Below are 14,869 nucleotides of genomic sequence, written 5' to 3'. Positions count from 1 at the left end.
CCGCTGATAACCGTCCGGCGTTCCATGAGGCCCCGGGTCACCAACGCCATCCCCCGCGCCGCGTGGTGGGCGCCCCCCGCCCGCGCCTTGGCCGGCCGGGGCGCCCGGCCGCCCGCACGGTGCGCGCCGGGGTGCTCGGCGGCCCACGGGGGCGGGGCCGCCAGGCCCCCGGCCGGGCACCGGGCGGGCCGGGCGCGGACGGGCGGGACGGCAGGGGGCGGGGAGGGCTCCCGACGTGCCGTGGTCAATACGGTCTGCCCAGTTTCGCCCCCGCCTCTCACGTTCGGCTGGCGCGCCGCTAACGCGCCGTCGCCAAGCGTGTGACCAGGGCGTTGGCCATGCGGCCAGAGCTGCGGGGCCCCACCGCCGCCGGCCGGTGTCCGCCGTGTCCAGCTCCCCCGCCGCGGGTTCACGGGCGCGGCTCGGTTCCGGGCGCGGTGACCTCCGTGACCTCCGTCAGCCTGCGCCGCAGATGGGCGCGCTCGGGTTCGGTGCCGGCCAGGGCCAGGGCCTCCCGGTAGGCAGCGGCGGCCTCGGGCAGCCGGCCGAGGCGCTGCAACAGGTCGCCGCGGGCGGTCGGGTAGGGGTGGTATCCGCGAAGCTGCCGCTCCCCCGCCAGGTCGTCCAGGAGGGTCAGGCCCGCCTGCGGGCCGTCGCGCATCGCCACCGCCACCGCCCGGTTGAGGGCGACCACGGGGGAGGGTGTGAGCGCGAGCAGCACCTCGTAGAGCGCCGCCACCTGCGGCCAGTCCGTACTGGTCAGGTCGGGGGCCTCGGCGTGCAGGGCGGCGATGGCGGCCTGCACCCCGTACGGTCCCGGTGGCCCGCCGGCAAGGGCCGTCACCACCAGCGCGCTGCCCTCCTCGATCATCGGGCGGTCCCAGCGGGCGCGGTCCTGGTCTTCGAGGAGGACGATGTCGCCGCCCGGGCCCGTACGTGCCGCGCGCCGCGCATGGACCAGCAGCATCAGCGCGAGCAGCCCCGCGACCTCACGCTCCGCCGGCAGCAGCCGGCGCAGAATGCGGGCCAGCCGGAGGGCTTCGGTCGCCAGGTCCCACCGCTGGAGGTGCGCGCCCGAGCTGGCCGCGTACCCCTCGGTGAAGACCGAATACACCACCTGGAGCACCCCGGGCAGCCGCTCGGGCAGCTCGTCCGCGCCGGGCACCCGGAACGGGATGCGAGCCTCACGGATCTTCTTCTTGGCCCGCACGATGCGCTGGGCCATCGTCGCCGGCGGGACCAGGAAGGCCCGTGCCACCTCGGGCGTGGACAGTCCGGCCAGGCAGCGCAGGGTCAGCGCGATGCGGTCGTCGGCCGCGAGCGCGGGGTGGGCGCAGGTGAAGAACATCTGCAACCGCTCGTCGGGCAACTCCCCTTCGGCGTCGGCTGCCGGGGCCGGATCGGAGCGGTCGGCCTCCACCTGCATCACGGCGAGCCGGGCCGCGTACGCCTGGTCGCGGCGCAGCCGGTCGACGGCCCGGCGCCGGGCCGTGGTCAGCAGCCAGGCCCCGGGCCGGTCCGGGACGCCGTCGACGGGCCAGCGCACCAGCGCCGCTTCGACGGCCTCGGAGGTGACCTCCTCGGCCAGGTCGAGATCGCCGAACCGGCGGACGAGGGAGGCGAGCAGCCGGCCGCGCTCTTCCCGGAACACCGCTTCGACGGACGCGCGCGCAGGGGACGGTTCGGGCCCGTCGGGCGGGGTGCCGCGCGCGGCCCGCTGCTCGTCTCCCATGGCTCAGGCCCCGAAGTCGGCGATCGGGCGCACGACCATCGAGCCGCTGCCCCGGGCGCCGGGACAGCGGGCGGCCCAGTCCAGCGCGACGTCCAGGTCGGGCACGTCGATGACGTAGAAACCCCCGAGCACCTCACGCGCCTCCGCATACGGACCGTCCGTGACGGTGCGCTTGCCCGCCTCGTCGACGTGCACCGTGGTGGCGGTGACCAGGTCGGCCAGCGACTCCCCCGAGACGAAGATCCCGGCGTCGTGCACCTCCTTGTCGTACGCCATCCACTCCTCGACGGTGCACTCGGCGGCCCCACCGTCCTGGTCGATGGAGCCGGCGTTGATCAGCAGCATGTACTTCATGGTCACTCCCGTGCGGTGGGACTGTCGTGGTGTCCGGCGGGTCGCCGTACATCTAGATGAATGAGTCCGATGTCTGTGCTGGTCGCGACCATGGCGAAGGGCGCCCGTTGGTCAGTGTGTGAAGACAAACCTGGACGCCCTTCTGACGGCACTGTACGTGTTCATCGACGACCACGTGGCGCCTTGTCGCAGGATCGGGCGACCCCCGAAACTGACGGACGCCGAACTGCTGTGCCTGGCCGTCGCCCAAGCCCTGCTCGGCTTCCCCTCGGCCCGGCACTGGATCCGCTTCGCACACGCCCGGCTGGGGCACCTCTTCCACTACCTGCCCCAGCAGTCCGCCTACAACAAGCGCCTCAACGCCGCAGGTCCGCTGATCAGCCGCGTAATCGAGGCACTGGCCCGGCAGGTCCCGACCTGGCACGAGGACCTGCGGCTGATCGACTCCACCCCACTGCCCTGCGCGGCCTCCCGCGAGACCGTCAAACGCTCCGACCTGGCCGGGCACTGTGGCTACGGCTACTGCCGCAGCCACTCCCGCTTCTTCTGGGGATTCCGCCTCTACCTGGTCACCACCACAGAGGGCATGCCCGTCACCTGGTGCCTGGCCAACCCCAAGATCGGCGAACGGGAGGTGATGGCCGCGCTGCTGGAACGCGACCGCCACCTTGTCCACCAGGGACAGGTGATCCTGGCGGACAAGGGCTTCGCCGGGAAGGAGTTCGAGACCTTCGTCAGCGAGCGCCTCGGAGCCCATCTCGTGCGGCCGGACCGCAAGGACGAACCAGCCCGGCACGGCAAGATCGCCCGGGTCCGGCAATGGATCGAAGCCGTCATCGACACCCTCAAAGGCCAGCTCAGCCTCGAACACCACGGCGGCAGAACCCCGGCCGCAGTCTTCGCCCGCACCGGACAACGACTCCTCGCCCTCGCCACCGCCATCTGGCACAACTGGACCACCAACGCCCCAACCAAACGATCACTGATCGCCTACGACCACTGAAGACATCGGACTCACTCATCTAGACGACGATCGGGGAGCGGCCCGATCGACATCGCCGCGGAAAAATCTTGGGCCCGTCCGTCCGCTTACCGTGCCGGGCGGCTGGGGAGTCTGACCCTCGCGGCCTTTGAGCACCTGGCGGACCACGCCCACGGCGCCAGCTCCGCTGGAAGACACTCGCCCCACCCCCGTTTCGCCGTCCCGACCCGACCTTCGTTTTTTGCCTACCCTTGACACTCACTTGGTAATCACTTTACTGTCGGATGACGCAAGACCTTGCGTGATCATCCACCCCGTAGGTCACCTTTCTCGGAGGTCCACGATGGAAAAGTTGATCAAGAAGATGGCACAGGACGACGTCTGGCAGCGTTGGGTCGCCGCCAATTCGGCGGGCACCGCCGCGAAGGACGGGTGCATCAGCGCGGCCCCCAAGTCCGGCTGCATCAGCGCGACCGCGAAGTCCGGCTGCATATCCTGAACGGCCGCTGACTGAACTGGCGGAGTGGGTCGGGGTGTGTGCCGCACACCCCCCCGGCCCATCTCCCCCCGCGCCATCCATCACCCGGGCCCGTTCCAGGGTCTCCGCCGCCTAGCGCACACAAGGGTGCCCATCGCATGCAGGGTCAGCCGACGGCCGAGGTCGTCGCCCAGGTCAAGGACATTCCGATCTACCGCACATCGATCGAGCAGGGACACTTCCCCGTGCTCGACAAGCCCGAGATCGCACGCGGCTTCCCGGACAACTGGATGACGCCCAGGCTCGCCGCCGCCCTGCGGTCCGGCGATGCGGAGTACGTGCTGTCCACCGGCACCCATCACGCCCGCATGCAGATCATCCGGCCCCCGTACTTCCTGCTCCACTCCTACTACCGGCTGTGGAGCGAGCACCCCGACATCGCCGTCACCTGGGAGCAGGGCTGCCAGCGCGTCTCGCTCACCACGGTGCTGGCCACCGAGCACGTCGCACGGGTCAATGCGCGCAAGCGCGGCGGGCAGCCCGACCCGCTGCCCGACCTGGCCGACCGGCGGCTGGACAGCCGCACGGTGTACGTCAACCTCACCCTCGATCCGGCACGGTGGCAGCGCGCGGACGTCATCCGCATGCTCAACGAGATCGAGGAGACCCGCCGGACCCACCCGGAGGGCGACTATCACCTGGACTGCTCCAGCTACCACCTGGCACACCTGGTGCTCAAGGCCCGGCAGTGGGGGCTGTGGGAGGAGTTCCCGCACCCCGCCAGCATCGTGCACGCCTACGAGTACACCCCGGGGAACGTCCGCCGCTTCCTGCACGAGCACTTCGCCTGCCCGATCATCGACCTGTTCGGCAGCACCGAGCTCGGCTACCTCTACTACAGCGACCGCCAGGGCCGGTACCACCCCTACCTCGACCAGATGAGCGTCGAATTGCACCCAGTCGCCCCGGGCAGCCAGCTCTTCGGCCTCATCGTGTCGAGCGTGCGCAACCCGTACATGCCGCTGATCCGCTACCGCTCCGGAGACTGCGTCCGTACCGCGGACGGCTCACCCGATCCGAGCCGCATCACCCGTTTCTGCGGCCGGGAGAAGGAGTTGCTCACACCTGGTGCGGCGGCCGACTCCGCGGAGCCCATCGCCCAGGGCGACCTGGACCAGTGCATCAGCGCCACTGCCCCGGGCGTCTTCCTGCACCAGCTCCAGGTAGGGGACGACCGGTCGGCCAGGCTGCGGTTCACCACCTTCGACGGCCGGGCCCTCGACGCACCGCAGGCCGACGCCCTGGCGACCGCCGTGGGCGAACTGATCGGCCGCCGCTGCCAGATAGCGCACGGCAGCCATCTGCCCATCGGCGCCTCCGGCAAGTACGCCTGGCTGGCCAAGGACTGACTCGGCCCCGGCACACCCGTCCCTCCACAGGGGAGAACCATGACCACCCAGCACCCCTTATCCACCGCGCGAACCAGCACGCCAACCGCCGCACCGTCCGCCGACGGCCTGCGGCAGTTGCTCGGCCAGGAGCTGTACGCCGAGGTGGTGGCGCACTTCACCGAATCGGGCAGGCATCCACGACGCCTGGTGGAGCGCCAGGTCACCGAGTGCCTGCGCTACCTCTACCTGGTCTCCCAGCACCGCGAGCGACTCAGCGGGCTGTTCCTCCCCGTCGAGCAGGACATCGACGAGATCTGGCACTACCTCATCCTCCAGACCCGCGAGTACCGCGCGCTGTGCGAGGAGCGGTTGCCCGGACGGTTCTTCATCCACCACCGCAGCGTCGGCTACGACACCTACCAGCGCGAGCCCGGCCGGGAGCAGGCCGTGGAAGAGGCGCTGCGCTGGATTCCGCTCTACTGCCAGGAGTTCGGCCCCTTCGACGAGGAGGCCATCCCCCACTGGACGATCGTGCGCTTCCTCCATCAACAGCTCGACATGTCGCTGGAGGAGATAGCCGCGCTCCCGTCGTCGGACCCGGCCTGACGGGGAGGGAATCGGCCGGGCGGGCAGGGGCACGGCCGGGCGGAAAGGGAGGGCGGCCGGGCGACTCACCCTCGCCCCCACCCCGGCCGCACCCGGAACCCCTACCGCCGCGGTGCGTGCGCGGCGCGGCTGCCCGGCCCCGAATCCGGGCAACGGCGGCGCGCCCGTGTGGGTGGTGCCCGCGTGCGGGTGGTGCTGGCGCGGCATGAATCCGCGCCGATCCCTACCGACCCGTGGCGACCCTCGTCGATCCGTACCGACCCCTGTCGGCCCGGGCCGCCCCGGGCCGTGCCAGCCGCCGATCAGGGCTGGTCATCGGGAGCGAGAGAGATGACCGGCCCTGATCTGGACGGCTGGGCTGGAGGTCACCCCTCGGCCGGCGGGCGCTTCCACGGCTGCATGCCGCCGTAGGCGCGACCGATGAGGGCCACCCAGCGGTGCACCGAGTCCTCGATCGGGGCGAAGGGGCCGGGCCGGTAGTGCGGCGAGGTGAGCCCGCGTTGGACGGACTCGCAGGCCGACCAGTCCTGTTCGTTGATGCGGTGCCAGAAGTCCACGGGGCTGTCCTCGATCGCCCCGTCCAGGGTGTACCAGAAGCACTCGACCCTGGAGTGCCCGGGAGAGGTGGGGGTGAGCTGATGGATCAGCACGTAGTCGGGGTGGAGCGAGATGAGCAGGTTGGGGGCGAGCGCGGCGTAGAAGACCTTCCGCAGATCGACGCCGGGCAGGATCGGCGCCCCGGCCCGCCCGTCCATCGACATGGTCTGGGCGCCCTCTTCCAGGTCCATGGTGCCGCCGACCCAGGCGCCGGGTTCGTCGGCGAAGTACTCGGCGCTGTTGGGCGGGGCGACGTAGCTGAGCTCGGGGTGGATGTGCGGGCAGTGGTAGCACTCCTGGTAGTTCTCGACGATGACCTTCCAGTTCGCGGCCACCTCGTACGCACGGCTGGCGGCCAGCTTCAGCCGCTCGGGGGCGTACGGCGCGACGTAGCCCGCGAGCGAACCCAGGTAGTCGGCGAAGGGTGCGGCGTCGGCGCTGGCGTTGACGAAGATCCAACCGTGCCAGACCTCGGCCGGCAGCTCGATCAGCCCGTGGTCGGTGGGCAGTTCGGGGAACCTGGGCGCGGTGCGCAGCGCGCCGTCCATGGTGAACGTCCAGGCGTGGTAAGGGCAGTGCACCACGCGCTTGGTCGACGAGGTGCCGCCGGCCAGCAGTTCGTGGCCGCGGTGCCGACAGGTGTTGGCGAAGGCGGCGATGCGGTCGCCGTCCCTGGTCAGCAGCACGGGAACGGTGCCCACCTGGCGGGCGTGCTGGGTGGTGCCATCGGTGAAGATGTCGTCCACCCTGCCGAGGCAGCTCCAGGTGCCGGCGAACAGGTGCCGCTGTTCCCAGGCGAACACCTCGGGGGCGGTGTAGGCCGCCGCGGGGAGCATGGCCGACTCCCCGAACGGGCCCGTCACGTTCTCCAATTCGTCGAGCGGCAGTGGCGCGTGCGGCCAATCGGCCGGTGTGGTCATGGTCATCAGGCGTCCCCTCCGGCAGTCGGGCGAGCGAAATCTCGATGGTGCGGTACGGCGTTCCCGCTGGCTGTGCTGCTGCTTCCCCCGGGGCCTGGCCATCCCCGGGCCGTGCCGCCGGCCCCGCGTCCACGGGTGGCGCGCGCCGGCCCCGTACCGCATCCACCGTGCGGCAGCGGCCCCACCCTCGGCAACGGCGCCATCGCCGACACCGGCAGGGGGCGTGGCAGCGGCGGGGTCACGGGCGGGGGTCCTGGCGGGCGGTGCGGGCCGGGTCGCGGTCGATGACCGGCTGGAGCACGGCGTCGATCTGCGCACACCACTCGCCGTCCAGGACGACGCCCGAGACCGCGCTGTTCTCGATGAGTTGTTTGGGGTGGGAGGCCCCGACGATCGCGGCGGCGACCTGGGAGTTCTGCAACGTCCAGGCCACCGCGAGCTGCGCCAACGTGAGCCCGGCCGCATCGGCCACCGGCCGCAGCCGCTGCACCCGGCTCAGCACCTCGTCGCGCAGGAAGGGGCGCACCCAGTCGCGCCCCTCGTCGTCCGCAGCGCGCGACCCCACCGGCGGCACACCGCCGGGAAGGTACTTGCCGGTCAGCACGCCCTGGGCGATCGGCGACCAGATGATCTGCCCGATGCCGAGTTCGGCGCAGGCCGGGACCACCTCGGATTCGATGACCCGCCACAGCATGGAGTACTGCGGCTGGTTGGCGATGAGGGGGATGCGCAGTTCCCTGGCCAGCCGGTGTGCGACGCGAATGTCGTCGGCGGGCCATTCGGAGACCCCGATGTAGCGGGCCTTGCCGGACCGCACCACGTCGTAGAACGCCTCCATCGTCTCCTCGATGGGCGTCTGCACGTCGTACTGGTGCGCCCAGTAGATGTCCACGTAGTCGGTGCGCAGCCGACGCAGCGATCCGTCGATGGAGTCCAGGATGTGTTTGCGGGACAGACCGCGGTCGTTGGGCCCGGGGCCGGTCGGCCAGTACACCTTGGTGCAGATCTCAAGACCGGCCCGCCGCTCCCCGGCAAGGGCCCGGCCCAGTACCTCTTCGGCGCGGGTGTCGGCGTACATGTCGGCGGTGTCGAAGGTGGTGATGCCCACATCGAGCGCCGTCCGGACGCAGGAGGTCGCGGTGGTTTCGTCGATCTGGTGGCCGTGGGTGAGCCAGTTGCCGTACGCGATCTCGCTGACCATCAGGCCGCTGGTTCCGACGTGCCGGTGTTCCATCACTTCTCCTCGAACGCGTCGCCCCACGCCGGGCGAACTTCGGTCAGGACGCCCGCTCGGCGTGGGGCGCGGGCAGGAAGCCGGAGTCGATGAGGTACTTCACGTACCGGTCGAGCAGCGGACCGTCGATCTCGGGGCAGTCGATGCCCGATGTGGCCAGGGCGCGCGCGGTGTTGCGCTGGTCGTAGCGGTAGTCGTCGAGTTGGAGCGATTCGACGGCCGCGCTGACCAGGACCAGCGTCGCCTGCACCGAGCTGACCCGGCCCGTGGCCGCGCCACCGGCGCCGGAAGCGGGGGCGGGCGCCGCGGCATCCGCCGGGGCGTCGGCGGCGGATTCGGCGTGCTGGTGCAGCCGGCGCACCCACTCCGCGTACGGCACGGGATCGAGGCGGTGGCCGGCCGCCCGGAGGCGGTCGGCGATCGCGTCGATCCGGACGGTCCGCGTGCTGGTGAGGTTGAACTCGCCGCCGATGGATTCCGGGCGCAGCGCGAGGTGGACGTAGGCACGGGCGACGTAGTCGACCGGCACCAGGTTGACCTTCGTCCAGTCGGCGCCGGCGCCCGGCACCGCGCCGACCTCCACACAGGCCCTGACGTAGTGCCACAGGCCGTCGTCACCACCCACCGCGCCGGTAGCGGTGTGCCCGCCGATCTGCGCGGGGCGGTACACCGCCGAGGGAACGCCGCGCACGCGCGCGATGCGCAGCATCTCCTCCGCCACCCACTTGGTGCACACGTAGCCCTCGCCGGGCATCTGATCGGGATCGACCCTGCGGTGTTCCGCCAGCGGCTCCGGGTTGTCGCCCGTTCCGATCAGCACGCTGGTCGCGGAGACGTAGTGCAGCGGCTTGACCCGGCGGTGCGCCGCGAGCCGCAGCACTTCCCGGGTCCCGCCGACGTTGGTCGCCCGCAGCCGGTCGTACGCGTCGACCAGATTGACCCGGGCGCCGTTGTGCAGCACCAGATCGACCTGTTCGGCCAGCGTGTCGAACTGCGGTTCCGTCAGCCCGCACAGCGGTTTGCCGAGGTCGGCGGCGATGGCCACGATGCGGTCGGGGGCGAGGCCCGCGGCAAGACCGTAGCCGCGCAGGCTCGCGTGCACCCGGGCGGTGGCCTCGGCGTCGTCGCCCGCGCGCACCAGGCAGTGGATACGGGCGTCGGTGCGGTCGAGCAGTTCCCGCAGGACGAACGAGCCGAGGAAGCCGGTCGCCCCGGTGAGCAGGACGTGCCGCGGGGTGCGGACCCGGTCCGCGTCCAGCGGTTGGCTGCTCGCGGTCGTGATGTCCGGGTCCAAGAACGCCTCCGCGACGAGGTCCACCCGCGTGGTGGGCTCCGTGCCGGAGTCCGGTCGGGTGAGCAGGTCGGCGAGGGCGGCCACGGTCGGTCGGCTGAAGATCTCGTGGACCGGCAGGTCGACGCCGGTGCGCTGGCGGACCTCGCTGGCCAGCCGGACCGCGAGGATGCTGTTGCCGTACAGCTCGAAGAAGTCGTCGTCGACGCCGACCTGCGGCACGCCGAGCACGTGGCTGAACAGTTCGCGCAGCAGTTCCTCGGTCGCGTTGCCCGGGGCGCGCCCCGCTCCGTCGGTGGCCAGCCGGGGCGCCGGCAGCGCCGCCCGGTCGAGCTTGCCGTTGGTGGTCAGCGGCAGCTCCTCCAACTGGACGAAGGCGGCCGGGACCATGTAGTCGGGCAGCGTCTTGGCCAGGTGGCTGCGCAGCGACGCGGTGGGCAGGCCGGCCGCGCTGACCGCCATCGGGGCGTTGGCGTACGCGGTGAGCGGGGCGGTTGCCGCGCTGGCCGGCCGGTAGAGGTCGGCGAGGACCGGCAGGTGCGGTCCGCTGGCTGCGACCAGGACGCAGTCGAAGCTGCCGTCGGCCGCCCCGGAGTAGGTGAGCAGTGCCCGGTGGCCGCGCCGTTCGGCGCGTTGCCGCAGCTCGTCGGGGTCGACACCGCGCGCGCCGGCGTGCAGGGCGGCCAGCACCGCAGGCAGGTCCGCGCCCGCCACCAGGCGCTCGGCCGCGGTCGTCTCGTTGATGATGCGCGCGTTGGGTATCCCGGTGACACGCAGGGGTGTTCCGGTGGCTTCCGCGAGTCGGGTGCTGAGCTGGTCGAGGGTGTCGACGTGTTCGCCCCAGCGCAGTTCCGGCAGCTCGCCGAGGGTCTGGGGCTGACCGGACCGCTTGTGCAGGACGACGTCGTACCGGTAGCGGGTGAACTCGTTGTGGTGCCGGCCGGGCTTGAGGCGGATGTCCACGGCGGCGGCCGGTTCGAGCCGGTCGACGAGGGCGAGGAAGAACTCGGGGTGGAGCATGAGGTCCTTCTCCAGCGCCAGCGCGTGGTCGACGCTGCGCCGCACCTCGTCCGCGTCCGCCCCGGCGTCGAAGCGGTGCAGTTGGATGGCGGTCTTCAGGCTGCGCAGCAGGCCGAGGTGGCGGACGTCCCCGACGAAGACGACACCGCCGGGCCGGATGAGCTCCAGGGCGTTGGTCAGCACGCGGACCAGGTAGTCGACGGTCGGGAAGTGCTGGATGACGGAGTTGATGACGACCAGGTCGAAGAAGTCCCTGGGCAGCCCGTCGAGGTCGTCCGCCGGCTGACAGCGCAGCTCGACCTTGTCGGCCAGGGTGGCGTCGCGGGCCACCTGGGCGCGCAGGCTCTCGATGACGGGGGCGGAGAAGTCCGTGCCCCAGTACGCCTCGCAGCTCGGCGCCACCCGGGCGAGGGTGAGCCCGGCGCCCACCCCGATGTCCAGGACCCGGCGGGCCCGCAGCTCCCTGATCCGCTCCGCGGTGTCGTCCTGGATCTCGGTGAGCTGCTCCATCGGCAGCAGTCGCCCGTCATAGCTGCTCTTCCAGACCCCGAAGTCCTGGCCCAGCGGGGGCGGCGCGGTCTCGGTCTCGGCGCCGGTGTAGACCGAGTCGTACACCTGCTGCCACTCTTCGACCTTCTCGCGGGCCGCCGCCTCGGACTCGACCTGGCCGGCCGGCACCACGTACGCCACGAGTTGGTGGTCGCCCGGCCGGTCCTCGCGGACCATGACGGCGGCCTGGCCGACCAGCGGGTGGTCGGTGACCGCGCTCTCCACCTCGCCGAGTTCGATGCGGTGGCCGCGGAGCTTGACCTGGCGGTCGACCCGGCCGACGAACTCCAGGTCGCCGGCGGCCGTCACGCGCACCAGGTCGCCGGTGCGGTACATCCGGCCGCCGCGCGGGTCGAACGGGTTGGTGACGAAGCGTTCCTCGGTCAGCGCTGGCCGGTTCAGATAGCCGCGCGCGACGCCGGCGCCCGCGATGTGCAGCTCGCCGACCTCGCCCTGTGCCACGGTGGCACCGTCGGCGTCGAGCACATGGACCGTGGTGTTGGCGAGCGGGCGCCCGATCGGTGGCGGTCCGCTGACCTCGCGCAGCGGTGCGATGGTCGACCAGACGGTGGTCTCGGTCGGCCCGTACAGGTTCACCACCTCGCGGCCGAGGGCGAGCATCGCGGTGGCGACCGCGGGCGGCAGCGCCTCGCCGCCGACCAGCATGCGCAGCCCGCGCAGGCTGTCCGGGATCTGTTCGACGAGCATGCCCCACCAGGTCGGGGTGCCCTGGGCGAGGGTCACGCCGTGCCGCAGGAGCGCGGCCACGGTCGCCGGCTCCCGGTTGGCCCCGGCCGGCGCGAGCACGATGCCGGCGCCCCGGACCAGCGGCAGGAAGAGTTCCACGCCGGACATGTCGAAGCCGAGTACCGAGGTGGCCAGCATCCGGTCGGCGGGCTTGAGGTCGAGGCGTTCACCGAGGTCGGTGAGGAGGTTGACGAGGTTGCCGTGGGTGACGACGACGCCCTTGGGCCTGCCGGTGGAGCCCGAGGTGTAGATGACGTAGATCGGGTGGTCGGCGTGGAGCGGTGTGCTGCGCTCCGCGTCGCGCAGGTCGCCGGCGGGCCCTTCGGTGTCGTCGGCGCCCCGGGCGAGTTCTTCGAGGGTCGCGGTGGGTACGTCGGCGTCGGCGAGCCCGGCCGGGACCGCGCCCGGGGCCCCCAGGGCCAGCGCGGGGCGTACCTCGGCGGCCATGAACGCGACCCGTTCGGCCGGGTGGTGCGGGTCGATCGCGAAGTAGGCGGCGCCCGCCTTGAGCACCGCGAGGAGTGCCACGACCATCTCTTCGGTACGCGGCAGCGCGATCGCCACGAAGTCCTCGGGTCCGATGCCGCGGGCCACCAGGGCACGGGCCAGTCGATTGGCTGAGGAGTTGAGCTCGGCGTAGGTGTACGTGTCGTCTCCCACGAGCAGCGCCACCGCGCCAGGGCTCGCTTCAGCACACGCCTCGAACAGCACCGGTAACGTCGTCCGCGAAACGCTCACAGCAGGGGCCTCCGTCCGTGATACCCAGGAGCGATTTCAGCAACAGCGCAGCCTCGACCCGTTGCGGGCTCAACATCTTTCCCCGGCGGATCACCTGGCAGCGAGCGTACCCAGCATCGATCGCACCGCAACAGGCCACCGGCACAGTCCATCAAGTACCCATTCCCGCGATCCGACCGCGCTTTTCGGACAGGGTGCTGACCCTGCATCTAGCAGGGAAATGGGCCGGCCCATCGAGCGGGAATTCCTGTTTCCTCGAAGATCGACAAGCGGAGGCGAAACTTTTACGTTCCGTTGCCGGCGCCACGAGCGAGGAGCGGGTCACTCGTACGCGATCGACACGCCCGCACGCCACGCCCGCCCCACCGAGCCGCGCCGGATCGACCGCACCGCTCCCCCGGGTGGGCTGACCATCTGCCGGCCCGCTTGCCGGAGCGCCGGCCGGACCCCGGGCGTTCGAGCGACACACCTGGCGCAGGATTCACTCGTCGCGCCGCACACCTTCCGTACTTACGCCGTTGACCAGCGGTTTTCATGATCTGCTCCGGCTACGCACCCCAGCCCCAGGGGTGTCGGCCACATCGTTCCGCCTCCACCAATCGGCCGGGCGCTCCCTCATTTCGGAACGACTCCCCCACCACAGGCACAGGCCCACGCGACGCCCCGGCCGCTGCCCCCAGCACGCCGTACGAGAGCATCCCGCGGCGCCTTTCACCCAGATCTACCGAGGCCCGCCGAGGTCGGGAGCGTCGCATCGCCACACCGCCCGCGGGGCCTTATCACAGCACTTCCGGAATCCCTTTCACTACCGGATGAACTTCGCCATCACGCGCTCTTCCAGACCATCAGAATCAAGATCATCTCGCTGTCTGAAAACACCAGAACGGTCCACCTAGTAGATCATGTAGGCCACCGTTCACACGATCCGGAAAATTCCCTTCCTGACCAGCGGGTATTCCTCGAACAGCCATCAGATCAAGCATTTTCTCCAGGCGCACATAAGCCTCGACTGCCCCGATGATGACGATTACCTGGCTATTTCTGCATTGATCACTCCGGTCGGCGGAGCAATGTCATCAGCAGGTGCCGGGATGGACATCGGAAGTTCTCGGCCCGCACACGCCTCCCGCGCCGGCCCGCCCGCCCCGCCGAACTGACGTGACCATCAACCCGCGCCGCCGGGCGGGTGATCCGCGAGGGGAACGTGTCGCGACTTGATGGGCGGTCGCGGTCCCAGTTGACTGCATCTCGAAGGCACCCTGGACAGGAAGCCGCACCGGGTGATCGGATGCTCGATGTCCCGCCGCCCCGCGCCGAACCGGCCGTACGCGCAAGGCCGTTGGGTGGGGAAGCCGCGGTCGGCGCGCCGTCTGCGCACCCCTATCCCGACCGACGCCCCCCCTTCGACACCCCCACGGCACCCGACTCGCACGCAGGCGACGCGCTCACAGGCTGACCCGCCGGGACCCTAGACTCACCCCGCGCCAGACTCACCCCGCGCCACGGCCCGCGGGCTACCACCCTGGGGAGGCGCGGTGCACGGCACCGATCGACGCGCACTACCTCGCAGGCCCTCGGCTGGCATCGTCTCCGCATCGTCTCCGCGGTTCGCTGCCGGGCCGTTCGAAGTGGTCGACCCGCCCGCGGCGGTGGCCGGTACGAGCACATGACGACTCTTCTGACCGAATCTCCTGACCGAACGACAGATTGGGGCGGCCATGGTCTGGGTGTTGCTGATCAGTGCCATCACCGCGGAGGTCACCGCCACCTCGTTCCTGAAGCTGAGCGACGGGTTGACCAAGCTGTTGCCGAGCTTGGTCGTGGCGGTCTGCTACATCGCTTCGTTCACCCTGTTGGCGCAGGCGCTCAAGAAGATGGAGTTGGGCATCGCGTACGCGATCTGGTCCGGGCTCGGCACCGCCGCGATCGCACTCATCGGCATGATGTTCATGGAGGAACGGGCGAACATGGCCAAGGTCTTCGGGATCGCCCTGATCATCGGCGGGGTCGTCCTCCTCAACCTCACCGGGGACCACTGAACACGCCGGCCCCGCCCGCCGGCAGGCACGTAACAACGGGCGGCGGACGCCGGACGGCGATCGACACACCCCAGACACCCCAGGCGCTCCCCGACACCCCCAGACACCCCCGCCCACACCCCGGGCACCCCGCCCAAGGCCCCCCACGCCGCAGCGGGTGAGCCGGGGCATCGGTCGCGGCCACTCCCCCC

Annotated in this window: 10 protein-coding genes; 5 read left to right on the top strand and 5 right to left on the bottom strand. The window is 71.1% G+C overall.

The window, feature by feature from the left end:
- Positions 1–409: 409 nt before the first annotated feature.
- Both AAHZ94_RS13725 and AAHZ94_RS13720 read right to left on the bottom strand, forming a co-directional pair.
- Positions 410–1,732: an RNA polymerase sigma factor gene (locus AAHZ94_RS13725; RefSeq protein ID WP_349993140.1), complete on the bottom strand. Its 1,323-nt coding sequence runs from the start codon at positions 1,730–1,732 to the stop codon at positions 410–412.
- 3 nt (positions 1,733–1,735) lie between these two features.
- Positions 1,736–2,086, bottom strand: a complete 351-nt coding sequence (locus AAHZ94_RS13720; protein ID WP_349993139.1) for a YciI family protein — start codon at positions 2,084–2,086, stop codon at positions 1,736–1,738.
- Between the two features lie 118 nt (positions 2,087–2,204).
- Here AAHZ94_RS13720 and AAHZ94_RS13715 point away from each other — a divergent pair, with 118 nt between their 5' ends.
- The 4 genes from AAHZ94_RS13715 to AAHZ94_RS13700 all read left to right on the top strand — a co-directional run bounded on the left by AAHZ94_RS13715 (position 2,205) and on the right by AAHZ94_RS13700 (position 5,543).
- Positions 2,205–3,089 (top strand): IS982 family transposase, encoded by an 885-nt coding sequence (locus AAHZ94_RS13715; RefSeq protein WP_349993138.1) that lies wholly within the window; start codon positions 2,205–2,207, stop codon positions 3,087–3,089.
- Between the two features lie 322 nt (positions 3,090–3,411).
- Positions 3,412–3,567: a hypothetical protein gene (locus AAHZ94_RS13710; protein ID WP_349993137.1), complete on the top strand. Its 156-nt coding sequence runs from the start codon at positions 3,412–3,414 to the stop codon at positions 3,565–3,567.
- Between the two features lie 137 nt (positions 3,568–3,704).
- A complete protein-coding gene (locus AAHZ94_RS13705; RefSeq protein ID WP_349993136.1) occupies positions 3,705–4,955 on the top strand; it encodes a phenylacetate--CoA ligase family protein in 1,251 nt (416 codons plus the stop codon).
- A gap of 39 nt (positions 4,956–4,994) precedes the next feature.
- Positions 4,995–5,543, top strand: coding sequence for a glycine-rich domain-containing protein (locus AAHZ94_RS13700; RefSeq protein WP_349993135.1), 549 nt, complete (start codon positions 4,995–4,997; stop codon positions 5,541–5,543).
- 365 nt (positions 5,544–5,908) lie between these two features.
- Here AAHZ94_RS13700 and AAHZ94_RS13695 read toward each other — a convergent pair whose 3' ends face one another.
- The 3 genes from AAHZ94_RS13695 to AAHZ94_RS13685 all read right to left on the bottom strand — a co-directional run bounded on the left by AAHZ94_RS13695 (position 5,909) and on the right by AAHZ94_RS13685 (position 12,639).
- Positions 5,909–7,066, bottom strand: a complete 1,158-nt coding sequence (locus AAHZ94_RS13695; protein WP_349993134.1) for an aromatic ring-hydroxylating oxygenase subunit alpha — start codon at positions 7,064–7,066, stop codon at positions 5,909–5,911.
- 232 nt (positions 7,067–7,298) lie between these two features.
- Positions 7,299–8,294 carry an aldo/keto reductase family protein gene (locus tag AAHZ94_RS13690; RefSeq protein ID WP_349993133.1) on the bottom strand — a complete coding sequence of 332 codons (996 nt, stop codon included), beginning with the start codon at positions 8,292–8,294 and terminating at the stop codon, positions 7,299–7,301.
- Between the two features lie 43 nt (positions 8,295–8,337).
- Entirely contained in the window at positions 8,338–12,639 is a 4,302-nt protein-coding gene (locus AAHZ94_RS13685) for an amino acid adenylation domain-containing protein (protein ID WP_349993132.1), read from the bottom strand.
- Between the two features lie 1,718 nt (positions 12,640–14,357).
- Between AAHZ94_RS13685 and AAHZ94_RS13680 the strand changes: the two genes are divergently transcribed.
- Complete coding sequence (locus AAHZ94_RS13680; RefSeq protein ID WP_349993131.1) at positions 14,358–14,678, top strand: DMT family transporter; 321 nt, start codon at positions 14,358–14,360, stop codon at positions 14,676–14,678.
- Positions 14,679–14,869 lie beyond the last annotated feature (191 nt).

Origin of the sequence: Streptomyces sp. HSW2009, assembly GCF_040240285.1 — a bacterium.
In the GTDB taxonomy this organism is placed as follows: Bacteria; Actinomycetota; Actinomycetes; order Streptomycetales; family Streptomycetaceae; genus Streptomyces.
Note: the sequence above shows the minus strand (reverse complement) of the source record. Positions and strands in the feature narration are given on the sequence as shown.